Source organism: Streptomyces sp. NBC_00322 (genome assembly GCF_036147535.1).
In the GTDB taxonomy this organism is placed as follows: domain Bacteria; phylum Actinomycetota; class Actinomycetes; order Streptomycetales; family Streptomycetaceae; genus Streptomyces.
The window spans coordinates 5,072,627-5,097,739 of the sequence record NZ_CP108019.1 but is presented as its reverse complement, the minus strand read 5'-3'; the positions used below and the strand labels follow the sequence as shown (position 1 = coordinate 5,097,739).

The 25,113-nt window shown below is 67.5% G+C and carries 23 protein-coding genes and 2 pseudogenes; 11 read left to right on the top strand and 14 right to left on the bottom strand.

All coding sequences use genetic code 11. The annotated features are described in order from the left end of the window. Nucleotides 1–4: 4 nt before the first annotated feature. A pseudogene (locus OG905_RS23275) lies at nt 5–193 on the bottom strand (hypothetical protein); the annotation flags it as partial. 104 nt (nt 194–297) lie between these two features. Further along, nucleotides 298–1,077: a GntR family transcriptional regulator gene (locus OG905_RS23270; protein WP_328676710.1), complete on the bottom strand. Its 780-nt coding sequence runs from the start codon at nt 1,075–1,077 to the stop codon at nt 298–300. A gap of 18 nt (nt 1,078–1,095) precedes the next feature. On the opposite strand from OG905_RS23270, the gene OG905_RS23265 reads away from it, so the two are divergent. Both OG905_RS23265 and OG905_RS23260 read left to right on the top strand, forming a co-directional pair. Next, on the top strand, nt 1,096–1,566 hold the full coding sequence (locus OG905_RS23265) for an NUDIX hydrolase (RefSeq protein ID WP_328676708.1): 471 nt from the start codon (nt 1,096–1,098) through the stop codon (nt 1,564–1,566). A gap of 749 nt (nt 1,567–2,315) precedes the next feature. After that, complete coding sequence (locus OG905_RS23260; protein WP_324984675.1) at nt 2,316–2,630, top strand: hypothetical protein; 315 nt, start codon at nt 2,316–2,318, stop codon at nt 2,628–2,630. An 83-nt stretch (nt 2,631–2,713) separates the two neighbouring features. Here the strand turns inward: OG905_RS23260 and OG905_RS23255 are convergent, their stop codons facing one another. Then, nucleotides 2,714–3,058 carry a DUF6959 family protein gene (locus OG905_RS23255; protein WP_328676705.1) on the bottom strand — a complete coding sequence of 115 codons (345 nt, stop codon included), beginning with the start codon at nt 3,056–3,058 and terminating at the stop codon, nt 2,714–2,716. Nucleotides 3,059–3,099: 41 nt separating this feature from the next. Here OG905_RS23255 and OG905_RS23250 point away from each other — a divergent pair, with 41 nt between their 5' ends. After that, entirely contained in the window at nt 3,100–4,419 is a 1,320-nt protein-coding gene (locus OG905_RS23250) for an ISL3 family transposase (RefSeq protein WP_328676704.1), read from the top strand. Here the strand turns inward: OG905_RS23250 and OG905_RS23245 are convergent. Together OG905_RS23245 and OG905_RS23240 are read right to left on the bottom strand one after the other, a co-directional pair. Continuing rightward, the gene (locus tag OG905_RS23245; RefSeq protein WP_328676703.1) at nt 4,373–4,576 is read right to left on the bottom strand and encodes a hypothetical protein; all 204 of its coding nucleotides are present in this window, start codon (nt 4,574–4,576) and stop codon (nt 4,373–4,375) included. The two genes, OG905_RS23250 and OG905_RS23245, sit on opposite strands and share 47 nt — an antisense overlap. 16 nt (nt 4,577–4,592) lie before the next feature. After that, nucleotides 4,593–4,907, bottom strand: a complete 315-nt coding sequence (locus tag OG905_RS23240) for a hypothetical protein (RefSeq protein ID WP_328676702.1) — start codon at nt 4,905–4,907, stop codon at nt 4,593–4,595. Between the two features lie 126 nt (nt 4,908–5,033). Here OG905_RS23240 and OG905_RS23235 point away from each other — a divergent pair, with 126 nt between their 5' ends. Continuing rightward, on the top strand, nt 5,034–5,198 hold the full coding sequence (locus OG905_RS23235) for a hypothetical protein (protein WP_328676701.1): 165 nt from the start codon (nt 5,034–5,036) through the stop codon (nt 5,196–5,198). Between the two features lie 33 nt (nt 5,199–5,231). Here the strand turns inward: OG905_RS23235 and OG905_RS23230 are convergent, their stop codons facing one another. Further along, nucleotides 5,232–5,651 (bottom strand): transposase family protein, encoded by a 420-nt coding sequence (locus OG905_RS23230; protein ID WP_328676699.1) that lies wholly within the window; start codon nt 5,649–5,651, stop codon nt 5,232–5,234. 445 nt (nt 5,652–6,096) lie between these two features. Continuing rightward, nucleotides 6,097–7,080 (bottom strand): tyrosine-type recombinase/integrase, encoded by a 984-nt coding sequence (locus tag OG905_RS23225; protein WP_328676696.1) that lies wholly within the window; start codon nt 7,078–7,080, stop codon nt 6,097–6,099. A gap of 175 nt (nt 7,081–7,255) precedes the next feature. Between OG905_RS23225 and OG905_RS23220 the strand changes: the two are divergent. The 4 genes and pseudogenes from OG905_RS23220 to OG905_RS23205 all read left to right on the top strand — a co-directional run. Further along, nucleotides 7,256–7,498 (top strand): annotated as a pseudogene (locus OG905_RS23220) (GNAT family N-acetyltransferase); the annotation flags it as partial. An 836-nt stretch (nt 7,499–8,334) separates the two neighbouring features. After that, a complete protein-coding gene (locus OG905_RS23215) occupies nt 8,335–8,745 on the top strand; it encodes a hypothetical protein (protein ID WP_328676694.1) in 411 nt (136 codons plus the stop codon). 727 nt (nt 8,746–9,472) lie between these two features. Then, the gene (gene dacB / locus OG905_RS23210) at nt 9,473–11,089 is read left to right on the top strand and encodes a D-alanyl-D-alanine carboxypeptidase/D-alanyl-D-alanine endopeptidase (RefSeq protein ID WP_328676692.1); all 1,617 of its coding nucleotides are present in this window, start codon (nt 9,473–9,475) and stop codon (nt 11,087–11,089) included. Between the two features lie 249 nt (nt 11,090–11,338). Further along, the gene (locus OG905_RS23205; protein WP_328676691.1) at nt 11,339–11,722 is read left to right on the top strand and encodes a hypothetical protein; all 384 of its coding nucleotides are present in this window, start codon (nt 11,339–11,341) and stop codon (nt 11,720–11,722) included. A 291-nt stretch (nt 11,723–12,013) separates the two neighbouring features. On the opposite strand, the gene OG905_RS23200 is transcribed toward OG905_RS23205, so the two are convergent. From OG905_RS23200 to OG905_RS23190, 3 genes are all read right to left on the bottom strand, one after another. Next, complete coding sequence (locus OG905_RS23200) at nt 12,014–14,464, bottom strand: hypothetical protein (RefSeq protein WP_328676690.1); 2,451 nt, start codon at nt 14,462–14,464, stop codon at nt 12,014–12,016. Between the two features lie 173 nt (nt 14,465–14,637). Beyond that, nucleotides 14,638–15,363, bottom strand: coding sequence for a DUF6333 family protein (locus OG905_RS23195; protein ID WP_328676689.1), 726 nt, complete (start codon nt 15,361–15,363; stop codon nt 14,638–14,640). A gap of 493 nt (nt 15,364–15,856) precedes the next feature. Continuing rightward, nucleotides 15,857–16,348 (bottom strand): allene oxide cyclase barrel-like domain-containing protein, encoded by a 492-nt coding sequence (locus tag OG905_RS23190; protein WP_328676688.1) that lies wholly within the window; start codon nt 16,346–16,348, stop codon nt 15,857–15,859. Nucleotides 16,349–16,640: 292 nt separating this feature from the next. On the opposite strand from OG905_RS23190, the gene OG905_RS23185 reads away from it, so the two are divergent. Then, nucleotides 16,641–16,937, top strand: a complete 297-nt coding sequence (locus OG905_RS23185) for a DUF3303 family protein (RefSeq protein ID WP_328676687.1) — start codon at nt 16,641–16,643, stop codon at nt 16,935–16,937. A gap of 114 nt (nt 16,938–17,051) precedes the next feature. Here OG905_RS23185 and OG905_RS23180 read toward each other — a convergent pair whose 3' ends face one another. After that, nucleotides 17,052–18,356, bottom strand: a complete 1,305-nt coding sequence (locus OG905_RS23180; RefSeq protein ID WP_328676685.1) for a hypothetical protein — start codon at nt 18,354–18,356, stop codon at nt 17,052–17,054. Between the two features lie 201 nt (nt 18,357–18,557). Here OG905_RS23180 and OG905_RS23175 point away from each other — a divergent pair, with 201 nt between their 5' ends. Then, on the top strand, nt 18,558–19,088 hold the full coding sequence (locus OG905_RS23175; RefSeq protein ID WP_328682548.1) for an NUDIX hydrolase: 531 nt from the start codon (nt 18,558–18,560) through the stop codon (nt 19,086–19,088). Between the two features lie 62 nt (nt 19,089–19,150). Beyond that, the gene (locus tag OG905_RS23170) at nt 19,151–19,459 is read left to right on the top strand and encodes a hypothetical protein (protein ID WP_328676684.1); all 309 of its coding nucleotides are present in this window, start codon (nt 19,151–19,153) and stop codon (nt 19,457–19,459) included. A gap of 5 nt (nt 19,460–19,464) precedes the next feature. Here OG905_RS23170 and OG905_RS23165 read toward each other — a convergent pair whose 3' ends face one another. The 3 genes from OG905_RS23165 to OG905_RS23155 all read right to left on the bottom strand — a co-directional run bounded on the left by OG905_RS23165 (nt 19,465) and on the right by OG905_RS23155 (nt 24,964). Then, nucleotides 19,465–20,301 carry an adhesin gene (locus OG905_RS23165; protein WP_328676682.1) on the bottom strand — a complete coding sequence of 279 codons (837 nt, stop codon included), beginning with the start codon at nt 20,299–20,301 and terminating at the stop codon, nt 19,465–19,467. Nucleotides 20,302–20,494: 193 nt separating this feature from the next. Then, complete coding sequence (locus OG905_RS23160) at nt 20,495–22,315, bottom strand: MFS transporter (protein WP_328676680.1); 1,821 nt, start codon at nt 22,313–22,315, stop codon at nt 20,495–20,497. Between the two features lie 186 nt (nt 22,316–22,501). After that, nucleotides 22,502–24,964: a serine hydrolase gene (locus OG905_RS23155; RefSeq protein ID WP_328676677.1), complete on the bottom strand. Its 2,463-nt coding sequence runs from the start codon at nt 24,962–24,964 to the stop codon at nt 22,502–22,504. Between the last annotated feature and the right edge of the window lie 149 nt (nt 24,965–25,113).

The following is a 25,113-nucleotide window of genomic DNA, read 5'->3' as shown; positions in this document are numbered from 1 at the left end:
GCGATCAGCCCTTGCCGCTCGAAGCCAGGCTGTGGGCGGTCACTGCGGCTGCACGGAAGCTGATGCCGTGCCGCTTCTGGCCGTTGAACTCGTTCTCCCACGGCCGGGCCACCAGACCGGTCAGGGCAACCGGAGCGCCCGTCACCATCTCACCGGAGACGTCCGGCTCGGCCACCGTCACGGTCAGCACCTCGGCGTTGCCCATGAGTGACATGAAGAAGAGTGCCTGACTCCTATACATGAGTCAACCCGCTACGACGAGAAACTCGCAGCGGGCTGTGGGGAGTTGAGTGAGCGTCAGTCGGTGGCAGGGATGCGGTAGCTGAAAACGAACTGGTCAGCGGCCATAAGGGTGTCGCAGACCTCGACCACTCGGCCCTCTTCGGTCACCGCCTCGCGGATGAGGTGGACGACGGGTGCACCGGCACTCAGGGCGAGTTCGGAGGACTCGGCCTTGGTGGCCGGACGCGCTTGAAGCGTCTCAACGAACTCAGCGAAGACGTGGCCGTCGCCTTCCAGCCGGGCGTAGATGCCGCCGGGGCCAGGGTTCTCGGCGAACAGTTCCGGGATGTCCTTGACCACGTCCCACGGGAGGTACGACGTAGCGGTCTCGACAGGGGTCCCGTTGCGGAAGTAGAGCCGTCGACGGGCGAGCACTTGGGTGCCGGCCTCAACACCGAGGCGATCGGCGATGTCCTCGGGCGCTTCCATCGGGCCGATGTAGAGGACGCTCACCTTCGCCGTGGCACCGGACTGCGCGGACTCTGCGAGATACGCGGCCTTGCCGCCCCGTCGATGCGAAGCCCGGAACCGGTCCGAAGAGCGCAGCCGCACGGGCGGCCGGTCTTTCACGATCGAGCCCTTGCCATGGCGCGTGTCCACCAGGCCGCTGGCTCTGACCTCCACCATTGCCTTGCGAATCGTGCCGCCGGAGACGCCGTAGCGCTCGACGAGCTCGGACTCGCTCGGCACCATGTCACCAGGCTTCAGCACACCGGCCCGGATCTGCTTGACGATGTCGTCAGCGATCTGCACGTATCGAGGTCCGTTCGTGCTACCTCCTACCGCGGTTCCCATAGTCCTTCTCACTCTCCTATGCTCCTGTACATGAGTAACGGGTCCCAGCAACACAAGTCAACGCCGATGCACTCCGTGTCCGTGGCGGGGGCAGTGGTGCGCGAGGACGGCCGTCTTCTGGCGATCCGCAGGGCGGACAACGGGACTTGGGAACTGCCGGGCGGCATTCTGGAGCTCTCCGAGTCACCCGAAGAAGGCGTCAGCCGCGAGGTCTTGGAAGAGACCGGTGTCCACGTTGAGGTAGTCGAGCTCTCCGGCGTCTACAAGAACACTGCGCGCGGCATCGTCGCCCTGGTCTTCCGCTGCAAGCCCTCCGGGGGCACCGAGCGCACTTCCGACGAGTCCACGGCAGTCCAGTGGCTCACGCCCGAGGAAGTCGCCGAGCGGATGTCCGAGGTCTACGCAGTCCGGCTACTCGACGCCCTCGACGGGAACGGCCCGCACGTGCGAAGCCACGACGGACGCCGCTTGATCCCAGCAGCTGGATAGAACTTTCCCTACTTCATCAAGGGCCCGCGCAAGCGCGGGCGCGCCCCCTTGCTGGCGCCCGGGCCCCTGCCTTCGGCGGCCCAGCCGCCCGCATGGAGCCGCAGCTCCACTGCGGCCCGTATGTAGGAAACCCTCCGGGGCTGGGGCGGTCGGCTCCACGGCTTTAGCCACCTCCCCGATCAGGGTCCCTCGCCGAGCAAGACCAGGGGGCCAATCGGGCACATCAGCGGGCAGGCCAAGGGCTGCCCGATTTCGCTGAGCAGCGTAAGGCCCCCTGATCATGCACGGCCCCAGACCGGGCAGGACACCGGCCAAACCCGCTCCCGCCGACCGCGCTCGAAGGTGCACACAGAGGGACAATCGACTTAGGAGGTTCGCCATGGCTACCTACAAGGTCGAATACAGGGTTCCGAGTGTTCCGCCCATAAAGCAGCATGAAGTGAGTGCTGACGAGTACGAGGTCAAAGGCGACTTCATAGATTTCAAGGCGGACAACGACAAGGTGTTCACGGTCCGAGCAGACGTGGTCATCACCATCGCGCAGAAGCACTAGCCCGTGCCCGATCCGTGCCCGATAAGGGAGGGAGGGCCGCTCAAAATAGACCAGAAGAGCTGTCTCGGCAGGCAGGGGTAAGCCGAGCCTCTGAAGCACGTGGTTTCAGCCGTCTGTCAGTCGCGGCCCGTGCACGTCCGAGAGATGATGTAACAAACCAGGAAAAACAGGGCAACGTAACGGAGGAGGAATCGCGATGCAATTCGTCGTCGTGTCCGAGCACGCCCCGAATCTGTGCCCTACTTCCAATGCGCAGACCCGCGAGTTGATGCGGGAAGGATCCAAGGAGCTACCCACCCTGGCGCAGAAGCTGGGGGTGGAGATCATAACCGTCAGGGTGTACGGCCCCGATCACGTCATCGTGGCGGTGGTCGAGTCGCCGGACATCGAGCCGGTCCGGGAGTTCATCATGCAGAGCAGGCTGATCCAGTGGACCACCACGCAGATTCATGCCACCTGGTCACTCGAGGAAGCACTGGAAAAAGCCGACAAGCTGCCAGCGCTTTTCTGAAGGCGAACTGCGAGGTGCCCTGAGATTCCGGACAGGGTTAACGGATCGCCCGGCGGATGGCCAAGCTCAGGTTACTCGCGACGTCAGTACGGCCTAGCGATCTTATGTGCGTCCAGCGCAGCGGAATAGCGCGTCAGCAGCGCGTCGATGTCGGCCAGGAGGAGGCCGGCGGTTTCGCGGGCCGCGTCTACGTCGCCCTGGTCGAAGGCTTCCACCACCTCAGCGACATCGCCGCGAAGGATGGAAAGCGAGTCGCCCTGGATCAGTAGACCGGGGAACCGTCGACCGGGCAGGCGCACCACAGCGTTGTTGGGTCTTCGAACTTGAGCGGTGCATCTCGTCAGGCATGCTGACTGTTCGTCACGGTGTGTGATGTTCGTGGCTGGACTGGCCCCGGACGCGGGACGCCCGTGGTCCAGGTTGATCATTTCTGTTCTCTACGCAGAAGGATCATTGGGGAGCCACGGGCTTGGTCAACGATACGACGTTGCTGCTCGGTCTCGACGGGGTGTCCGTCGTGCGGGTCGAGTCACTGGCCGACGGGACGCGTCGGGTGCACCTGATCACGACGGACGAGGCGGCGCGGGCCTGCCCGTCCTGCGGGGTCATCGCCTCCCGGGTGAAGGGGCCGGCGGTGACCCGGCCGCGTGATCTGCCCTACGGGGAGCGGAGGGTGGAGTTCTTCTGGCACAAGCGCCGCTGGTGGTGCCGCGAGCCGAAGTGCCCGAGGAAGTCGTTCACCGAGAGCATTGCCCAGATACCGGCCGGGGCGCGGATCACCGCCCGGCTGCGGGAGGCGGCCGGGCACCGGGTGCGCGATGTCGGCTCCACGGTCATCCAGGCCGCCCGCGACCTGCGTCTGTCCTGGCCGACGGTGATGGGCGCCTTCCGCACATCGGCGCGCGAGGTCGTCGACGCCCCACTGCCCGAGGTGAGGGTGCTGGGCATCGACGAGACCCGGCGGGGCAGGACGAAATGGGAGCAGGACCCCGACAGCGGCAAGTGGCACCTGGTGCGGGACCGGTGGCACACCGGCTTCGTCGACGCCCTCGGCACCGGCGGGCTGCTCGGCCAGGTCGAGGGCCGCACCGTCGCCGACGTCCTGGCATGGCTCGCCAGCACATCGCTGACCTGGCGAAAGAGCATCCGCCACATCGCCATCGACATGTCGGCCGCCTACCGCGCGGCGGTCCGCACCGGCCTGCCGCACGCGATCGTCGTCGTCGACCACTTCCACGTCGTCCAACTCGCCAACAAAATGCTCTCCATGGTGAGGCGCCGCACCACCGCGGAGATCCGGGGCCGGCGTGGACGCGCCACCGACCCGGAGTGGAAGGCCAGACGACGGCTCCTGCGCAACCGTCAGGATCTCACCGACGACCAGTTCGCCACCATGTGGAACACCCTGCTCGGTGAGGGGAAGATCGGGCAGACGCTGCTGACGGCGTGGATCGCCAAGGAGAGCCTGCGCAACCTCCTCGCCCTGGCCCGCACCGGGGCCGACCGCCACCAAGTCGGCCATGCCCGCTGGAAGTTCCTCACCTGGTGCGCGGACTCCGACATCCCCGAAGCTCGTACCCTCGCTGCCACCGTCGACAGCTGGTGGACCGAGATCGCCGCGTTCATCGACACCGGCCACAGCAACGCCAAGAGCGAGGGCATCAACCGCGTGATCAAGCTCGTCGCCCGCAACGCATTCGGCTTCCGCAACGCGGCCAGTCAATGGCTACGGACACGCTGCGTCACCACCCGCCGAGCCCGCGGACACCTCCGCAACGCTCAACTTTGAAGACCCACATAAGCGTCATGGTGTTGCGCGTCTGGTCGCGCGAGACGGCCGCGATCTGCACCCACGCCTGCGGGTGGGGGACGCCGACCGGCTGCCCGTCCTCCCAGTGGGAGAAGCGGGAGGGCCCGACGAACTCGACGAGCGAGACCACGGCCAAGAGGGGGTCCTTACCCTCAGCCCTTGAGCCTCTGGAGCACGCCCTTGCGGTAGATGAAGCGGCCGTTATCGTCGACCGCGTACCACCACAGGACGAAACGGAGCTGCTCGCGCGTGAACTTCCAGGGGCCGCAGTCCTCGGCCTTCAGGAACTCGGCGCTCCAACGGGCGATTTGCCAGCCGAGCGTGTGCTCGGGGAGCTTCCAAGAGCCGTCGGGCTCGCGCGCCCAGGCTGGCCCCAGGAAGGTCGGCTCAAGGAGGTTGATCCTCCAGGGTAGGCACTGCTTGTTTAGGCAAGGCCCACCCCCGATCAGGCGTGCGAATGCGATCAAGTCGGGCCGCTGGTACGGTCGTTGTGTCCAGGTCCGTTGGCTTTCCCCATCGGTCCTCCTTCTCCTCTCCCTGAGTGCCCTGAGCCATTGCTCGGGGTGTTGCAACACCAGAGGAAAGGAGGACCGGTGGATGGGCGCTGGATCTTTGCCGCGATCGGTGTCGTGAGTGGCGCGTTTTTCGTGCTGAACACGACGCTTGATCAGATCCCCCGGATGACGCGTCGTTGGGTGAAGGCAGTGCGGGCATTGAAGGCAGCCAAGGCAGCCATCGAGGAGCCGCACGAGAAATAGGAAAGTGATAAACCCCCAACCCCCCGAGACGCGTTAACCATTCCTCGGGGGGTTGCGTCTATTGAGCAGGTCGCGGGCGGCCTGGATGACCGTGGAGCCGACATCGCGCACCCGGTGCCCGGCCGCCTCCCGCAGCCGGGCGGTGATCCGCGCCCCGGCCGGTATCTGGGCAATGCTCTCGGTGAACGACTTCCTCGGGCACTTCGGCTCGCGGCACCACCAGCGGCGCTTGTGCCAGAAGAACTCCACCCTCCGCTCCCCGTAGGGCAGATCACGCGGCCGGGTCACCGCCGGCCCCTTCACCCGGGAGGCGATGACCCCGCAGGACGGGCAGGCCCGCGCCGCCTCGTCCGTCGTGATCAGGTGCACCCGACGCGTCCCGTCGGCCAGTGACTCGACCCGCACGACGGACACCCCGTCGAGACCGAGCAGCAACGTCGTATCGTTGACCAAGCCCGTGGCTCCCCAATGATCCTTCTGCGTAGAGAACAGAAATGATCAACCTGGACCACGGGCGTCCCGCGTCCGGGGCCAGTCCAGCCACGAACATCACACACCGTGACGAACAGTCAGCATGCCTGACGAGATGCACCGCTCAAGTTCGAAGACCCGCGTTGTTCCCAGCGTCCGTGAGCAGCTCGACCTCAACACGTTCCATGAGGCCATCCAACCCGACATCACCAGGTGACATCAACGACAGCAGACAGGAACGGCGTTGGGCGGTCGTGAGCGGCCGGGCCATGCGCGGCCAAGTGCTCTATGAGGCGCACCCGATCGAACCCCTAAAGCGGGTGTCGCAGGTTCGAATCCTGCCGGGGGCACCAGGTCAGAGGCCGAGCACCTACGAATTTTCGTAGGTGCTCGGCCTTTGACGGCACTGGTTGACGGCAGTCGCGTCTCAGGCCGTCGGCAGACGGCGCTTGAGCAGGCGGTCCATGTGGCTGATGGCCTCTCGCTGGGTGTCGTGCACGACGTGCGTGTACACATCCATCGTGATGCTGATCTGACTGTGCCCCAGGATCTCCATGATGACCCGTGGCGCGACGCCGGCCGCCGTCAGCAGCGTGGCGCAACCGTGCCGCGCGTCGTGCAGCCGGACCACCCGCAGCCCCGCGTCAGCCGCAACCCGCGTGAAGGACCGGTAGACGTTCCGGGGCTCCACGGGCCGACCGTTTCGCGTGGCGAAGATGTAGCCGGTCTCGGACCAGGCGACGCTCGTGCGCGCGAACGTCTCCCGCTGCCGGAGCCGGTGCCACCGCAGCGGTGCGATGCACAGTGCGGGCATCGGTACCACGCGGATGCGGCGGCTCTTTGGATCGTCGTCGTACAGCGTTCCCCTGCGGCGCTGCGTCTGTTGGCGGACGTGCACGACGCGGTTGTCCAGGTCCACATCCGACCAGCGGAGGCCCCCCAGCTCGCCGCTCCGCAGCCCCATTGCAATGGCCAGCACGAACGCCGCGTACAGCGGATCGCTGCGCGCGGCTTCAAGGAAGGCCAGCGTCTCCTCCAGCGACCAGGGACGGATCTCCCGCTGCTTGACGCGCGGCGGCTCCACCAGCGACGCCACGTTCCGCGTGATCAGTTCCTCGCGCACGGCCGCCGTAAGCGCAGTGCGCAGCACCCGGTGCGCCTCCTTCGCGGTCGCGGCCGTGTGGGCGTTCTGCACGCGGGTGATGAAGCGGCGTACGTCTGCCACGCTCAGCGACTCCAGCCGCCTTGTGCCCAGCAGGGGCACGAGATAGAGCCGCACCTGCACTTCGTACTTGTCGTACGTGCTGGGCCTGCGGCGCGGTTCGACGTAGTGCTTCAGCCAGTACGGCAGCCACTCGGAGAGTTTGGCGGAGCGAGTGGGGGTCGGAATGCCTTGTCGGTCGCGGAGCACCAGCTCCTGACGCTTCGTGTCGCACTCTTCCCACGTGGTGCCGTAAACGGTCTTGCGCTTGCGGGTGCCGTCTGGCTGAGGGACGTAGACGCGCGCTTCGAAGCGCCCGTCCTTCCGCTGCCAGACACTGCCGGCACCGTTGGGTTCCTCTTGCGGGGAGACATCAGGCGGCTTCGGCGGCCGGTTGCTCGATTGGGCTGGGGATTGGGCTTACCGCGCGGGAGCCAAGTGGCTCAGGCTTGATGCGTGGACGACGAACGAAGGGCTTCAGAACTACTACGTGTGCCAGGGGTTTGAACACGTTCGCACAGTCCGGGAGGGCGTAGCTGTCAATGGCGGCCCACGCGTCTCAGGATGGCTGGCGCAGAGGCCGACGCGGCTGACGAGTCACGGGTTCATCGATGAGACTTCCAGCCCATTGAGTGGAGCCGTCCCGCTGGGTGCTGCCGGCTCAGCCGATGCACCGGGACAGACGGCAGCCAGAAGGCCGAAAAGGGGCCATACGTGACCTGAGCCAGGGCCGCAAGGATCAACTCAGGGACTGCCGAAAGGGGGACCAGCCATACCGGGCCCGGGGGCCAGCGGCCCTCTTGCAGGGCCGCGAAGAAGATAACTGGGTCGGTCAGGTTCGCCGTCGGCTTCTGCGCCAGTGTGTCCGACCGTTCGGTGGGGCGCAGCCCGTCGCGGCGCATGCGTTTCCGCGCCGGCGCGCGGGCAGCCACCCGCCAAACCCCGTACAAAAGGGTTTGCGATCAACATTTAACCGACTAAGTTCGATTGCTTTTGCGGGGTCTCTCTGTCTGTGCTGAACTGAAATCACTACCTTCCAAGAAAGGGTGGAGGTACCGCGACACTTCCTCGCGTTCGAGCCCACTTCAAGGGGTATCACAGCCGCCTATCAACCAAGGGTTGATCATGAACAAAGTAGGCTTTAGTCTCGCGTCGAGGCTCCTCCGCCCTGCCGCCTATGCGGCGTTGGCTACGGTGCTGGCTGCTGGAAGTGGGATATTGAGCACATCAGCAAGCGCGGCACCCGAGAGTTATCCGTATGGGCCGTACGAGTGCGAGCAGGGAAAGGTGTGGCGCGAGGCTTTCCGCGGAGACAATGTCTGTGTTTACCCCGTGGTGCGAAGTGCCGTAGCTCAGCAAACTCGTGACGCCAGCATGTACTGGGCGGGCGGTGGGGCTTACGGGCCTGACACTTGCGTGCAGGGGCGTGTATGGCGCGAAACCCGCCCCGAGGATCATGTTTGCGTGCCTCCCCAGTTCCGGGACTCGTACGCGTTCGACAACCGAATGGCGGCGTATAACGTCGCGGACCCGGCGGAAATTCCCCGCATATCTGAACGGCTTAGGGGCGCAAGCGGCTGGAACAAGCAGAATCATGACCTTTGGGTCTCAGGATCCGGGTTCACGCCTGGCCGCATAGCTGGCGTATATGCCTACGAATACCGCGCCAAGAAGTGGCATCAGAGGAACGAATTCGAGGTCGCTCGGCAATGGGTGAACTCGGAGGGGAAGATGCACCTGCCTGACATCAGCTACGACGTATGCACGGTCGATCAGCCGGGCAAGTACATGGTCATTCTCCTGGTGGATTGGGCGACGGGCGCTCTCATTTCTGCCGACGCGCAGCAGGTGCCGTGTGGGTGGGAGGGGCGGTGACGTGGGTGCAGGTGACTACGGCCCATGCACCCGCGCAGGCGCCTGCACCACCTGCCCCCAGCTCGCCCTGGACAAGCTCCTCGGCCATGGTGTCCTCCTCCACTCGGCGGGCTTGCGAGGAACCATAGAGGCGGACACTGACAACAGGGCTGTCCTGCCGCGTAGTTGGAGGCGGCCTGGTGCGACGTCGGTGGTCTCAGTCGCGGCCATTTCCAGAGCAGTCCAAGGTCGGACAACTCGTAGTGTGCGGGTCTGACGGCAACGTGCGTGCACATAGCCGTACTCGGAGCGACAGCGCGACACTCTGCTAGCTCGTGCGGCCCGGCAACGCCCGCGCCCGGGAGTCGTCGGCCGGAACTCCTAAAGCGGGTGTCGCAGGTTCGAATCCTGCCGGGGGCACAGTGCCTGACCAGCGCGTTCGTCCTTCCGGGGCGGGCGCGCTGTTCGTCGTAGCCATGGCATTAACCATGAATAGGTTCCAGGACCATGGCGACCAAGACATCCAAGCGACGTCAGCGGGGCAGCATCCGGCCCGCTGAGGGCAAGCGCCTGAAGTCCGAGCCCGGCCGCTGACCGACTGTCCCGACCGGCCGTTCGCTACGCATTTCGACGAATGCGCCGTGCCGTTCGGGTGACTACCGTTCGCGCCGCCCCTTTCCGGCGCCCATCGGGGTCCATACCTGACCCCATGGACAGGAAACTGCCGAGGCAAACGGTGCGTGTTGCAGTGCGAGGAGAGAACGTCGGATCCTTTCGGCGTCGCGTCGTCGCCGGGTGCTGTGCTCTGCTGCTCCTGGCCCTGACGCCGGGCGTGGCAGCCCAGGCGGCCTCGTCGCCCGACGACGGCGGTTCCGACCGGCTGGACCCGCGGATCACGGAGATCATGCGGAAGCCGGACTACCCCAACGCCCAGTGGGGTCTGCTCCAGCGCGACCCGGACAGCGGGAGGGTGATCCACAGCCGCTTCGCCGAGCAGCTCTTCATCCCTGGGTCGGTGGCCAAGCTGTTCGGCGTGTCCGGGGCGTGGGACACCCTCGGCGGCGACCACCGCTTCCGGACCCCGGTCTACGGGGTCGGCGAGCGCCGCGGGAGCACCCTGAAGGGCAATCTCGACCTGGTCGCCCAGGGCGACCTCACCATGGGCGGCAGAACCCGCCCCGACGGCACGGTCGCCTATACCGACCTCGACCACACATACGCCAACAGCTTCCCCGGTGCCACGCTCACCCCGGAGAACCCGCTCGCCGGGATCAACCAGATCGCCCAGCAGGTACGGCGTTCCGGCATCACCCGCGTCGACGGCAACGTGATCGTCGACAACCGGCTCTTCCAGCCCGAGCCGATCTTCGTCCCGGTCCCGACCCCGCTGATCATCAACGACAATCTCATCGATTTGCTGACCACCCCCGGCGCCAGGCCCGGCGCGCCCGCACGACTGGACTGGCGGCCCAAGGTCGCCCCGTACCACGTCACGTCGACGGTGCGGACCGTGGCGGCGGGCGAGCCGACCGACATCGAGGTGACGACCTCCGAGAATGGCACCCGGATCCAGCTGTCCGGCACCATCGCGGCCGACTCCGAACCGGCGCTGAAGGTTTCCGACATCGCCGATCCGGCGGCCTTCGGACGCACCGCGCTGATCGAGGCGCTCGGACGGGCCGGGGTGAAGGTCACCGCCAACCCGACGGGAGCCAACCCGGTCGACCGGCTGCCCGACGGGTACGACGGCCGGCCGCGCGTGGCCCAGTACACCTCCCCGCCCTACACCCAGTACGCCAAGCTCATCTTCAAGGTCAGCCACAACCTGGGCGCCAACCTCGCCATCTGCCTGATGGCCGTCGCGAAGGGCAGCCAGGACTGCATGGACGGCTTCCCGGTGCTGGCCGACTTCCTGGACCGCGCGGGCGTCGACCGCAAGCAGATCCAGCTCCTGGACGGCCGGGGCGGCAACCCCGTCGACCGGACCACGCCGAACGCCGTGGTGCAGATGCTGACGTACTGGCATCGCACCCCCGAGGCAGAGGTCTTCCGGAACGCGCTGCCCATCCTGGGCGTCGATGGCCTGCTGGCCGACAACTGCACCGACTGCCCCGCGCGCGGAAAGGTGTTCGCCAAGACCGGCGCCGCCGTCGGTCTTGATGCGCTCAACAACCGCCTGGCCGTCGGCGCCATCACGATCGCTGGCTACCTGGACAAGGGCAACGGCCGCTTCGACGTCTTCTTCGCCGGCGTCAACGGCGCCTCCACCCCGACGACCGACGTCAACGGCGTACTGAGCATCGCCAACGACCTCGCCACGATCTCCGCTTACCTGCAGGAGGCGGCGGCGCGGCGAGAGGACTGAGAGCACTGCGTCGCGGCCGATTGAGGGGATCCGCACACCGCGTGGTACGACCGGCTGTGACACCCGCAAGACGGTGTTACAGCCGGTCGGCTTGCCGACCTCGGTAACCGCAGGCGCCTCCGGCGCCCTCCCCCTTGCACGTACCCGTACCACCTCCGCAACAACCTGCTCGGAATTCCCAAGCTCAGAGCGCGAGTTCGATTCTCGTCCCGCTCAAAGATCTTGGTGAGGTGCTGACAGGATCCCCACATGCAGACAGATGCGTGGCTCAACCAAGACGACGACTTCACGCCGGGCCGAGTGCTGTTCCGCTCTGAACGGACGTTCGATGGCCCGAGGATCGATGTGCTCTTCAAGCCCGTCGTGGCGATACAGACAGGGATGGTCTACGACGGTCTCGTCATCCGATGCGCAACCCCCGAGGAGCGCTCCCGCATCGTGGCGGATGCCGGAGAGTCCGCCCGGAGAAGCCGCGTCCACATCCTTGAGAATTCGGACGGCCGCACGGACTACGTGATCTCCGCCGCTGTCGGCTGGGCTACCGACAACGAAGACTCTGGCGCCCCGAGCAGCCTCGCCTTTTTCTTCGGAGCGACCGATCCGGCGCGCATCTTGCCAACGGAACCGTCGTGAGTCATCCCACCAACAGGACTTGGATGGAGAGAGAGTCGCCCTGAATCCGCGCACCAGGAAACGGCGGCCAGGCAGGTGCACCACCTCGCCACTTCCGGCGGGGTCCACACCGGCCGCTGCTCTGCTGACCACCCTCACCGATCCGTCGGCCCATCCGGCCGCCGAGCTCATCCGGCTCTGCCACGAACTGGTGACGTCCCCGGCCGGCTGACGCGCACAACGACAAGGGCCCCACCCCCGTCCTGGGGTGGGGCCCTTTCGTGTTCAGCGTGCGAATCGCCGCCGGTCGGCCTAGCCGGTGGCGTCCTGTCGCCTGCGGCGCATCCACCACATCAGGGCCGCACCGGCGACGACGACCGCCGCGGCGATGCCGGAGATCAGCCCGATCGGGGTGCTGGAGCCGGTGTCGGCAAGGCCGCCGTCCGGGTCGGGCCTGTTCGCCGACGGGGTCGGCTTCCCGTCGTCGCCCGGGGTGGACGAGTCCGGGGCCGGGGTCGACGGCCGGTCGGTCGGCTTCGGGTCGTCCGTCGGGGTCGGAGTGGGGTCCGGGCCCGGGTCCTCGCCGCCGGCCTCGATGTTGCCGCTGCCGCCAAGGTAGAGGGTGTCGGTGTCCCGGTAGGACACGTCATCCGACTGGAGAGACGTCTTCGTCGTGGTGTCCAGGGTGCGGTGTTCGACGTTGAACCGGGTCTGGGTGATGTTCCGCTTCGGCTGCTTGGAGAAGTCCACACCGCCAACGCCCTGGTTGAAGACCTTGCCGCCGTACTCCAGCTCGAACCACTCGATGCCCTCACGCAGCGACTTCATGTACTTCTGGTACACGTCTTCGCGGGTCCACTTGTCGTGCGGGGCGCGCAGCGGCCAAGCGGAGACGTCGTTGGAGTTGATGATCTTACGGAAGTCGGTCGGCGTCCTGGCATCCTGCTGGCGGATGTACTCGGCCGCGACACGCGAGGTGTAGACGGCGCGCAGGTCGGCGTAGCGCTTGTCATTGTTGACCCGCTCCTCGATGAGGGGAACGACGTTGACGCGGACGCTCGCTTCCATCGACTTCTTCTGCGCGTCGGTCAGGCCCTTGCACTCAGTGCTGCCGGGCGCTTCCCACTCGATGTCGAGCCACTGGGTGGACACCTTCAGGGGCGCGTCGAGGATGTAGATTCCGCCGTCCTGCTCGCGAACCTGGGCAGTCTTGGGCTCGGCCCAGAACCGGACGCCGGGGAAGCACGGAAGACCGTTCTGGCGGGGGGCGGTGTCCCAGTACCGCTTGCCGCCGGCGTGCTTCTTCGGGTTGAGGGCTTCGGCGAAGTCCTCCTTCATCAGGTAGTCGGCCTCAAGCAGGACCCGGCCGGCGTCGGTCTTGCCGAACTTGGCATCCATGATCTTGTCCGGCTGGTCCGGGTTGAGGTTGACCCAGAACTTCTCCGGGGTGAGCGCGAGCCAGGTGAACAGGGCGTCGGAGGAGAGCTGCATGCGCGCCTCGCCGCCGAAGCCGGGGTTCTCGTCGGGGTTGGGCATCTGGTCGGCACGCATGGAGTACTGCATGCCCTTGCCCTTGCCCAGGCCGCCGACGTACCGCAGTTCCAGGGTGGTGAAGTCGACGCCGCCCGGGCCGCCGCGCGGGAGGGTGCCCCGGGGGTCGAGTCGGCGGGCGTCGGCCTGGATCTTCTTGGCCTCTTGCAGGGTCTTCCCGGAGCCGTTGATGCGGTCGTTCAGCGGGCCGCGCGTGCCGCACGAGGACGCGGCAGCGAGCTGCATCCTGCCCTGGCCGCCTTGACAGCCCGGGGCGAACCACCGCTGATAGTCGGAGTATCCCCTGATGGGCTTGGTCCGCGGGACGGGGTTGTAGATCCGCTGGTTACCGCGAACCTGGTTCGTCTGACCGGGCCGAAGCCGGTTGACGTATCGGTTCAGGTTGTCGATCTTCTTGCGCTGGCCCTCGGTGAACGGCTTCGCGCCGGTGAACCGGAACTTGTGGTCCGGCATGAACCGGGCGATCTTCCGGTCCTTCCCGAGCTGCTTGTTCGTCAGCTCCGAGTTCGACTTGAACTCGTTGAACTCCTTGGTCTTCTGGTTGTAGGCGTCGTACCGGCGCGTTTCGACGACGTTGCCCTGTACGTCGATGAGCTCGACGGTGACCTCACACAGCCAGTCCGGCCCGACCAGGCGGAAGTCACGGACGAGCTGACGTTCGAACGCCGAGCCCTTGTGGTTGTTGGTCTGGTTGCGGATGAACCGGTGCTCGAACCAGTGGTCGAAGCTCAGGCCCTCCGTGTTGTGGAAGTACCGGGCGTAGATCTCGAACCTGCGGTCCTCCGGGTCACCGGACTTGTCCGCGGCCTTCTGCCACGCCTTGTAGTTCTTCTCCGTGTCGTTCGAGACCTTCGACAGCGCCTTGGTCTTGTCGGCGGCCGTCGGCGGGTTCACCCCGTCGTACGCCTTGCCGGGCAGGTCGTAGTTGAAGTTCTTCGGGTTGCCCTGCCAGGCGGAGAAGTTCGAGCCGGTGGGGTCGTTGGGGAACCCCGAGTTCGTCGGCGTGCTCTGGTACTGCTTGCCGAGGTTCTTCACGTCGCAGCGCTTCGCGCCGGGCTTGATCCTGGCCGCGACGGCGCGCGGCGCGGCGGCGGCCGTGTCGATCTCGATGCCGGGCAGACCGGTCACGGTGACCGCCGAGGCGATCCCGAACACGGCCAGAACACGGCCTGCCAGACGCCACCGCTTGGGTATGCGCAGTGCTCTATTCAAGTGTGATCTTCCCTCACCTGTGGGGCCTTGAGGGGATACGGGGCGGCGCGTGAGGCCCCCGTGACGTGTACGCGTCGCCCGTTCACCCTAGACCGATCCGCCGACAGGCAAAGAACGGTTAAGGCCGTGTCGGCGTGTCAACCCGGCTTCTGGAAAGGGAAGTTGAGGTGCAATCAGTCGCTGAGGTACAGGGCTTCCATGTGGCTGGTGGCGTGCTCGCTGTGCCGCACCCGCAGTGAGGAGGCGTCCAGGTCGGCCCTCCCCCACGGGTCCGCGCCGGCGAGACAGGCCGTGGCGAGGGCGCCCCAGTCGTTCTGATTCGGTTCGTCGTCCAGGTCGAAGTACACGTCGAGGTCTTCGAGGACTTCCGTCGTGATCCCGAGAGCGGACATCACCGCCTGCGGGTCGCCGGTCACGACGAACGGTTCGTCACCGGGCCAGCCACAGGCATGGAACATGGTGCCGTCCGGCAGCCACACGAGGTCTTCGGTGTGCTCGGCACCGCAGTGCACCTCTACCCGGCCCACGATGCGTGCGTCGGGGAAGCGCTCCCGCAGCCGAGTGGCCTCCGCCAGAAGCGGCATGTCGTTGCCGTCGTCCGCGAACGCCGGATCGGAGATCGACACGAGGTTCCCCCACGCCCCCGCCTGCACGAGGTCCAGATCAGCTCTCGTGGCGACCGTAATCGTGTCGCTCTGCTTACGGGGGCCGAGGTCTGCGATCACGTAGTCGATCGTGCCCAGGGAGCGAGCGAACTCCGCGGCGCGCTCCGGGTCGTTGGGCGGAAGGTCGTCGACCTCGACCGTGAACGGCGGGTGTAGGACGGTCAGTTCGTAGCGGACGCCGCTGCCACGGGTTATGCGGTCGGGCGGGAAGGTCCAGAAGCCGGTGTCAGACATGCCCGTCACCGTAACCGGTTCCCGATCTCCTCGAGGTGCACTCGCCCGCGCCTGGGCCGGACCGCTACGCGTGGTTCCAACACGCGCTCGGCCGCACAGGCGCCGGCGTTTCGTGAACGGCAAGAGGGTTGGCTCGACAGAGCGCGAGGCAGTGTAGGCCTTTTCGCCGCCAACTCCGTCCTGGTGCTGGCCACGCCAGGTCGCCCTGACACGGTCGCCCGCCGGCAGCGCGGCATCGCTTGGGCGATGGCCGTCGGCGGCGGCCTGATATCTGCCGGCCTCGTCAGCTGGCAAAGGCCGCCCGGAGCGCCGAAGGATCAGCAGTCGATCGTGAGCCTGCTCGGCCTTTGATCCGGCCTGGGCAGGCGCACTTGACACGGTGCCGCAGAACAGATCAGCCGGGTTCCTCCCGCTCCCAGCGAAAAGACCCCCAACCGGTCACGGTTGGGGGCCTTTCAACGGACCGGCTCGTTCGAAGCGCCAACGCCTGTTCTCAGTGAGTCACGTGGATGGCGAGTTCGGTGTCCGTGGCGTTCAGGAAGGTTCCACTGATGTGGCCGCGGGCCTTTCGGTACTTCCCGGTGCCACCGGTGATCGCGATGTCGAACTCGGCCTGCCCGGTGGCGGGCAGCCGGATCAGCCCCTGAGCCGCGATCTGCCCCCCGGGCAGCGAGAACGTGGCCGCGCACTGCGACTCGCTCGAACCGTCCGGTTCGACGGTGAGAACCGTGCAAACGCCCCCGTCGTGGCCGACCTTGACGCTGTCACGCAGGAGGTCGTCGGTGAACACCTCCTCGTCACCCTGATCGAAGCCCGGGTCGCCCAGGTCGAGGTCGGTACGCGACGTCAGGCGCGCGAGCAAGTTGATGACCTGGCCGTCACCTCCCGTGCCGAAGTTGCTGGAAGCGGCCGCGGCGGCATCCGCGATCGGAAGGCCGGTGAGGACCGCGGTCAGGCCGGCGACCGCGCCCAGCCTCAGAGCCATGAAACGGCGCACAGTGCGCCCCCTTTGGAATGAGCGGGTGATTTAGTGATGAAACATCATCTAAGGACCATGAATACAACTCACAACCGGGCCACCCCGCCGACGCGCCCGACACCCACGCGCAATGCCGCCCGATCGGTCGCGTCCGTCCGGCTCCGCACCGGCACCCGCACGAAGAGCGCGGCGCCCGACCCGCCCCACTGGCCCGCCCCGGATGCGCAGGCCCGGGATCGCGACGACGATCGGCTGGTGGGCACAGGTGTGCCGACGCGCCAACGAAAGGTGGAAGAGCATGAGGGTGTTGCTGACCGTCGAGATGGACACCGAGAAGGCGAACAAGGCGATCACGGGCAAAACGTTGCCGCAGACCATGAAGTCGGTGCTGGACCGGGTCAAACCGGAGGCTGTGTACTTCGGGGCGCAGGACGGGATGCGTACCGGGTACATCGTCTTCGACCTGAAGGAGGCGTCCGACATCCCCACCGTCGCCGAACCGTTCTTCCAGGAGCTCGGTGCCAAGGTGAGCATCGTGCCGGTGATGACCTTCGACGATGTCCAGGCCGGCCTGCAGAAGTACGGATCGAGCTGAAGGCACGCACGGAGACGGTCTGGGACAGCAGTTCAGAGGCCCTCCCGCCCAGCAGCAGGGCGGGAGGGCTTCCGGCTTGCAGCGGTGGCGTACGCACCACCGTGCGCCGGGGGCTCAGGACCTGCCGAGCCCCAGGTCGCCGATCACTCCGATCCGGATGCCCAGCCACGGATAGGTGTGGTTGTAGAACACGTTGTCCTGCGGTTGCAGTCCGACCGCCGAGGGCCACATCTGGAAGGCCGGCGCGTTGGAGACTCCGCCGTGCAGCCGCCGCCAGACCCGCGCGGAGTTCCGTCCGGAGGGGGGCGCCGTGATGGTGTCGGTCCACTCGACCGCGTTGCCGCCCTGGTCGAGGGTGCCCCACGGCGAGGTGGTCTTCGCCTGGCCGGCCGTGCTGAGGCTGCCCAGGTAGAGATCGGCATACGTGATGGGGTCCAGCCCGATCGGGTTGACGGTGGAGCAGGCGACGGGCTGCAGCTGCGCCGGGCACCAGCTCGGTGCCGGCTGGTCAGAAGCGTGGTACGAGGCCAGTGGTTGGTTCGCCGCGTTGGTGACATCGCCGGTGGTGGGGTTGAGGACGGTGGGGTTGGGTGCGGTCGCGTCGTCGTCGCCGAAGACTCCCGGGTTGGTCGGGTACTTCCAGTAGGAGTAGGTGCCGCCGCCGTTCGGGTCGTAATAGGCCGCCTTGATCCACTCGTCCTGGCTCGGCACGACGAAGCCGGAATCATGGGCTCGGGTCGCATTCCGCCGGGCGAGGTCGTACATTCCGCGCTCGGTCCGCGACGACAGCCTGACCCGGTAGGTGACGTAGTTGAAGTCACCGTTGCTGCTGGACTGCTTGGAGATCAGTCGACCGTTGTAGAGCGAGTTGACGAAGCGCGCCGCCCTCAGGAAGTTCGCGAAACCGTACGGCTTGTTCGCCCATTCCGGAAAAGCCACCGAGTAGTGGCGGCCGTTGCCGGCACCGGCGGAGAGATTGATCTGGCCGTACTTCGGCCACGCCGACGAGCTCTCGGTCTCGTCATAGAGATCAAGGCGATTGCGCCCCTCGGGATCGACCGTGTTCAGGAACGCCACCCACTGTTCGACGGTGACTTCGAGCTGCCCGATCTCGTAGGGATACCTGACGCCGCCGACCGTCAGACAGCCACTCGGCGTCTGCGGGGCGTCGTCGCACGACTGGTAGATGGCGTCCGTGAACGGGACTACGCCCACCGAAGGATTACCGGGCGCGCCGACCTTGGCGGTCGTCACCGTGATGACCGCGCCCCCACGGGAGGGGTCACCCCCGGGGCCATCCGGCTCGGCGGCAGCGGCACCGGAGCCCGCCGTGGCGGACGCGGCGAGCAGCAGCGCCGATACCCCGCACGTCGCTACGAAGGCCCTGCTCAGGCGAGTGCGGCTGGAAACGAAGTGCATGGGCATACCCTCTTCGGCCATGGCAGCCCGCTCCGCGGCAAGGACAGCGCGGAGCGGACCGACGATCACACAACGGTTGACGCCACGCTAACCCGACCCGCTACTCTCCGCTTCCGATGTATTACGCACAGGCAGCGAGTGATGACCCCCAGGGCAGATCACGCAGAGCCGTTCGGAGTACTGGAAATGGGAGTTGGGCTCGTGCAGTGGACCGTCCATGGCGAACGGCAGATCTACAGCAACCCGTGGGTCAACCTCTGGCTCACGGACGTCCAGCAGCCGGACGGCCACCGATTCGAGCATCACGTCGTACGGATGCGGCATCTGGCGGTCGCCGCCGTGGTCGACGAGCGCAAGCGCGTACTGATGATGTGGCGGCACCGGTTCATCACCGACACCTGGGGGTGGGAGCTGCCCATGGGCCTCATCGAGGCGGACGAGACGCCTCAGCAGACCGCCTCGCGGGAGGTCGAGGAGGAGACCGGCTGGCGGGTGAAGGCCATGAAGCCCCTGGTGTACGCGCAGCCCGCGAACGGCATCACCGACTCCGAGCACCATGTCTTCCGCGCCGACGGAGCCACGTACGCGGGCCCGCCCACAGAGATGAACGAGTCGGACCGGATCGAGTGGATCCCGCTGCGGGAGATCCGCGGCCTGATCGACCGCCGGGAGATCGTCAGCGGCGGCAGCCTGGTCGGGCTGTTGTACCTGCTCCTGGACGAGGCCGGTTGATCGCATCAGAAAGGGTCTGCATTCCCCTCTCCCGGACGGCCGTTCGGGCCTAGGGTCTGCCCATGAGTCAGTACGCCACCGCGATACAGGACGCAGCGCAGGAGCTGGACCACTTCGGTCCCAGCGGGCACGACATACGCCAGCCCGTCCGTGTGCACGCCGTTCACTGGCCGGGGCCGGGTGATGAGCACTGGGACGAGGCGCGGACCATGTGCGGGCGTCCGGCGGCCGGGATGGAGAAGGCCGTGCACACGGCTCCCGATCCCACCTTGTGGCATGCGCCCCGGTGGGACCGGCTGACGTGCGACGCCTGCGACGAGGCCGTGAAGGCGGCCACTGCCGCTGCCACTGCCACTGCCCCGCACGATTGACCGCCTCAGGCGCGGCAGATCGCCCGCATCTGGGCCGCCGCGTGGTGCGCGCCGTCGCGTTCGTCGCTGCCCCAGTCCTTGCCGCGGTCCACCAGCTGCACCGCCAGCTGCTGGTTGGTGACCGGGATCTTCTCGACGATCAGGCCGCGGCCCCGCAGTGACGTCTGGTCGATCTCGAAGGACTTGATCGCGCTGTCCTCGTCGTCCGGGTCGGCCAGTACCCGGTACGTCGTCGGGTCGCCCGCCACGTCCTGGTCGCGGTTGGCCTCCGGGATGACGACGGCCACCGAGCACGTCGTGTATCCGCTGCCCACGTACCACGACCAGGTCGCCCTGCCGCCGCTGTCCTTGGTGTCGCTGCCCGACATCGGCACCGCGCTGAAGCGGCCGTCGCAGCCGTCGCCCTTGTGGCCGCCGATGTTCACCGTGTACCAGCCGTCGAAGCCGTCGCTGAAGCGGCCGGTCTCGCGGTAGAGGCCGCCGCCGGTGCACCCCGGGCCCGCCCAGGCGGAGTACGAGGGCCGGGCCGGGGCTTTCGGCGTGGCCGGCTTCTTCGTGGCGGAGCCGCTCGGGCTCGGGGCGGGCTTGGATGTCGACGACGCGCTCGGGGAGGTGCCGGGCAGTGCCGTGGGGACGATGCGCTGCGGCGCGCCGCCGAAGTCGCCCGGGTCGAAGTCCGCGTCGTCGGACGCGTTCGCCTCGGTCGCGGCCGAGTCACCTCCGTACAGCGTGACCGCCGAGACGACCACGGCGAACGCGGTCAGGACAACTCCCCCCGCCAGCAGGATCTTTCCCGTACGGGAGAGGAGGGAGACACGACCCGCCAGTGTCTCGCGGGCCACCCATACCCCACCCATTGCCCGTGTTCCGCACTTCGGGCATCTCATTCCGGGCAGCGAGCCTCTACTGTCGCCCCCGCATCGTTCGCACGCCATGTCACACCTGAACCAGTAGACCAACTGCTCGGTAGGTCAAGGCTGTCCACTATGCATCAGCACGACAGACCGAGGTAGGTGTTAACGCCGGTAAGGGGGGTCAGCGGAGCTCATCAGGGCACTGAGTGCCACGCGGCAGCTGGTACGGAGCCGCCAAGCGGTACACCCCCGGCGCGGGCGCGAGCAGTTCGGTCCACTCGTCGCCCTCCGAGTCCTCCTGCGCCTTGAACAGACAGCCGTGGCGATTGACGAAGGTCTTCGGCTCGTCCTCGTCGTCCCGCTTCTTCGACGCCTCCGTCTCCTGCGGGCCCTTCACCTTCTTGCCGTGCTCGTCGACGATGCTCAGCCACGGCGAGTACGGGATCCGGATCAGCACCCGGCCCGCCGTCTTCACCTGGATCGTGAGCTCGCCCGCACCCGCCCGGTCCACGGTCGCCGGCGGGTCGGCCAGCGGCATCGGGTCCTTCACCTGGAACAGCTGCCAGTTCTCGTCGCTCCAGATCCGCGTCAGATACGGCTGGCCCTCACGCACCAGCTCCGCCTCCTGCTTCGCGCCGCTGGAGTCGGGCGAGCCCTTGGGCAGCACCACGTAGTGGACCGCCCACCGGTCGAGCCAGGCGCGGTAGCCGGCTGCGGTCAGCGTCCTGTCGTCGTCGTAGAAGAGCGGATTGCGCTTCATGTCGGCCTGGCGGTTCCAGCCGCGGGCCAGATTGACGTACGGCGCGAGCGCGGACGCCTCCCGGTGGCTGCTGGCGGGGACCACCTCGACCCGGCCGCGCTCGGCGCGTACCTGCTGGAGCCGGTTGACCAGCGGCGCGAGCTCCCGGCTCCAGGACGCGGCCGGGGCCGTACGCACCATGTCGTCCACGGCCTTGAAGCCGATCCAGAAGTTCAGGCCCGCGAAGGCGAGGACGAGCGCGTACCACTTACGGGACTTCGGCACCGTGTACGGCAGCGCCGCCAGCAGCACCACACCCGCGAAGAGCATCGGGAGCCGCGAGACGTTCGAGCCGATCTGCGAATCGATCAGCCAGGTCAGCAGCGTGCCCAGGGTGTAGACGGCCGCCGCCACGCGGACCGTCAGCCACTCCTTGGGTACGAGGACGAAGACGAGGACCCCGAAGAGGAAGGGGAGCGAGGTCGACCAGAACGACATCGGCTGCGTACCGGAGAAGGGGAACAGCAACGAGGACAGCGCCACGACGGCAACCGGGGCCAGACCGAGGGCGTACGCGCCGGGACGTCGCCGGTTCAGGAACAGCGCCGCCGCGACCACTCCGAGGAACAGACCGGCGACCGGACTCGACGCGGTGGCGATACCCGCGAGCGGGGCGGCCACCGCCGCCTTCGCCCAGCGTTTCATCCGCCACTTGTGCGGCCAGCAGAAGACCGCGGCGACCGCGCCGAGCGCGAACATCATGCCGAGGCCGAAGGTCACCCGGCCGGACAGCGCGTTGCAGAGGAAGGCGAAGACCCCGGCCAGCGCGCAGGCCACGGGATTGCGGACGGCACGGACACGGACCAGGATCAGCGCGGTCAGCGCGGCCGAGACCGTACCGGCGACCATCATCGTCGACCGGACGCCGATCAGCGACATCAGATACGGCGAGACGACGCTGTACGAGACCGGGTGCATCCCGCCGTACCAGGCGAGGTTGTACGCCGAGTCGGGATGGCGTCCGACGAACTCGGCCCAGGCGTCCTGGGCCGCGATGTCGCCGCCGCTGTTGGCGAAGAAGAGGAACCAGATCAGATGGGTGAGCGCGGCGAGAGCCGTCGCCAGAAGCACGGGGTGACGAGACAGCCGGTCCCGCAGGTCGGCGAGGGGACCGGGCTCGGTGCGGCCGGGCGCGGGCAGACGTATTCGCAGCCCGGTGTCGGGGCTGCTGCCGTCCGCCTGTGTCGGCTCAGCGGTGGTCACTGCGGCTCTCTCCGTCTTCCCCGGCTGTGCCGTGGTCCCCCGGCCTGCCTACCTCCGACGTGCTTTTTGCTGCTGTTCATGTTCAAGGACGCCGTCCGGGCACCTTGAAGTTGCCCCGGGACGCTAGCACGCGGGCGCCCCGTCATCTCGGGACGCCCGCGTGACGTGACGTGTCTGGGCGCTGACCTAGCCGAGCCGGGTCAGCTTGTCGCCGAATCCAGGTTCCGCCAGGTCCCGCTGGAGCGCGACCGGGGCGTTCACCTTGCCCGTGCCCGAGCCGACGGAGACCTGGCCGACGACCGTGCCCGCCTTCGCGCTGTGCGGGATCTTGTTGCCGGCGTCGTTGATCGCGATCTGGACCTGGAGACCGGCCCAGCCGACCGCCTTGAGGTCCTTCGTGGCGACAACGGCCACCCGGCCGCCGAGGCCGTCGTCGATATGGCCGACGACCTCACCCTTCTTGATGACGGTCGCCGACGTGACGCCCTCCTGAGCGGCCTTGATCAGGTTGAGGCTGTACGTCTTGACCGCCAGCTTCAGCTTCTCGTGCAGCAGCGTCGCGTTCTGGGCGCCCATCACCGCGCCGACGATCCGGCGCTTCTGGCCGTCGACGACCGTGTTGGCTGTCCACAGGAGATTGCCTCCGGCCGGGGTCGACGAGCCGGTCTTGATGCCGCTCACGCCCGGCTCGAGGAGGATCGTGTTGTTGTTCTCGATCCGCCCTTCGATGCCCGGGATGGTGATGTTGGGCGTGTCGACGATGGCGCGGAAGATGTCGTTCTGCAGCACCGCCCTGGCCAGCTTGAGCTGGTCCTGCGGGGTGGACACGGTGGTGGCCTTCAGGCCGCTCGGGTCCGTGTAGGTGGTGTCGGTCATGCCCAGCTTCTTGGCGGCGGCGTTCATCTTCTTGACGAACTCGGCCTCGGACGTGGAGTCCCAGCGGGCGAGGAGACGCGCGGCGTTGTTCCCGGACGGGATCATCAGCAGCTGAAGCATCTGCTTCTCGGTGAACTGCTGCCCCTTGGAGATCTGAGCGGTCGACTCGTCGTCGATCCTGGACTCGTCCTCCGCCTTCTGATCGACGGTGATCTTCTCGCCGACCTGCTTCCCGGAGATCGGGTGCTCCTGGAGGATCACGTACGCCGTCATCGTCTTCGCGACGCTCGCGATCGGCGCGGGCTTCTGCGCGCCGTACGTGCCGATGCTGCCGACACCCTCGACCTCGACCGCGCCCTGCCCCTCGCCCGGCCACGGCATGTTCAGCTTTCCGCCCTCGAAGGTGAAGGTGGGCTTGGCGGACAGCGAGAGCGTGGGGTCCGGGAGCGGACGCAGAGCCTGTACGACCGCAAAGATGATCAGGAGCAGAACGACGAGCGGCGTCCAGATCTTGATCCGCCGCATGACGGTGCGGACGGGCGTCTGGGGCGGCGGCGGGGTGTTCGTGAGCTCGGCGAGAAGATCGAGCGGCGGCAGCGGGGGCATGGGCTGCTGCTTGGTCCGCTCGGCCTCGGTGAGCGAGGCGGGCGCGGACTCCGATGCGGCTGCTTCGGGCTTGCTCGGGGCGGGCGGCGTCCGTACGTCCTCAGTCCGCAGCGGCACGAAGGTGCTGATCCGCTCGGCGGGGGCCTCGGGGCGGGGCTCCGGGGACACCTTGAGCGCGGTGGTGGGCTGGTCGACGGCGGGCCGCCGGGGGGCCTTGAAGACGGCGGTGGGCTGATCGACGGGGGGCTTGGCCGGGGCGTTTGCTTCCGCGGATTCGGTGGGGGGTGGGGTGGCTTCGGGCTTGCCCTCGTCCTCGCGCTTGCCCTCGTGCTTGCCCTCGCCCTTGCCCTCGCCCTTGCCGGACGGCTTGGTGCCGGGCTTCGCGGCGGGCGCGTCGGCGTCGTCCTTGGCGTCTTCCTCGGCGGATGCGGCGGTGGCTTCGTCGTCGGGCTCGTCGTCGGGGTCGGGTTCGTCGTCGGGGTCGGGCTCGGGCTCGGGGTCCGCGTCGGCCTCGGGCTGTACGTCCGGGGCCTCGTCGGCCTCGTCGGCCGCCGCGGGCTCGGGCTCAGCAGGCGTGGACTTTGCGTCTGCGGACGCGTCCTCGTCGCCCTCAGGCGCCTCCTCGCGCTCCTCGGCATCCGGAACATCGACGTCCGCGTCTTCGGCGACCGGAGGGGCCTCTCCGTCCGCGTCCGCGGCAACCGGAGCCTTGCCCTCGTCCGCGTCATCCCGGACCGGAGCTTCGTCCGCGTCCGACACCTCGGCGTCCGAGTCCTCCGCCACCGGGGTCTCATCAGCGTCCGCATCGTCGGCGTCGGCAACCGGAGCGGCCTGCGCGTCCTCCGCAGCCGGAGCCGCCTCCTCGTCCGGCGCGTCGCCCCCGTCGCCGGCCACCCACGCCGCCACCGCGGCCCGCAGCCTCGCGTCGTTCGCCACGGAACCCGACTCCGTGCCCGGCTCCGCCTCAGGCTCGGAGGCCGTCCGTTCCGCCGGCAGCTTGAAGACCGCCGTCGCCTGGTCCACCTGGGGAGCCGTCGCCCCCGGAGATGCCTGTCGGAACACGGCGAGGCGCGGGTCGCGCTCACCCGGAGTCGTCTCCCCCGACGACTTCCGCTGCTCCGACTTGTCGGGGGACTCGCCCGCCACCGTGCCTCCTCCATGAGTCATGCGTCATGCGTTCCTGGGCCATACGTACGTACTCACAGGCATCCTCACGCGACAGCCCGTGTTGTCCGAACCATCTACCAGTGTCCTGTGTGAGAGCCCTGCTCCCGGGCCTAGACGAGAACGACATACCTGCCGGTTCCCTCAGAAAG

Bases quoted from the DNA above. Each gene is read 5' to 3' on its own strand.
- OG905_RS23270 (WP_328676710.1), bottom strand. From the start codon at position 1,077: ATGGGAACCGCGGTAGGAGGTAGCACGAACGGACCTCGATACGTGCAG.
- OG905_RS23265 (WP_328676708.1), top strand. From the start codon at position 1,096: ATGCTCCTGTACATGAGTAACGGGTCCCAGCAACACAAGTCAACGCCG.
- OG905_RS23260 (WP_324984675.1), top strand. From the start codon at position 2,316: ATGCAATTCGTCGTCGTGTCCGAGCACGCCCCGAATCTGTGCCCTACT.
- OG905_RS23255 (WP_328676705.1), bottom strand. From the start codon at position 3,058: ATGATCAACCTGGACCACGGGCGTCCCGCGTCCGGGGCCAGTCCAGCC.
- OG905_RS23205 (WP_328676691.1), top strand. From the start codon at position 11,339: ATGCAGACAGATGCGTGGCTCAACCAAGACGACGACTTCACGCCGGGC.
- OG905_RS23195 (WP_328676689.1), bottom strand. From the start codon at position 15,363: ATGTCTGACACCGGCTTCTGGACCTTCCCGCCCGACCGCATAACCCGT.
- OG905_RS23190 (WP_328676688.1), bottom strand. From the start codon at position 16,348: ATGGCTCTGAGGCTGGGCGCGGTCGCCGGCCTGACCGCGGTCCTCACC.
- OG905_RS23185 (WP_328676687.1), top strand. From the start codon at position 16,641: ATGAGGGTGTTGCTGACCGTCGAGATGGACACCGAGAAGGCGAACAAG.
- OG905_RS23180 (WP_328676685.1), bottom strand. From the start codon at position 18,356: ATGCACTTCGTTTCCAGCCGCACTCGCCTGAGCAGGGCCTTCGTAGCG.
- OG905_RS23170 (WP_328676684.1), top strand. From the start codon at position 19,151: ATGAGTCAGTACGCCACCGCGATACAGGACGCAGCGCAGGAGCTGGAC.
- OG905_RS23155 (WP_328676677.1), bottom strand. From the start codon at position 24,964: ATGACTCATGGAGGAGGCACGGTGGCGGGCGAGTCCCCCGACAAGTCG.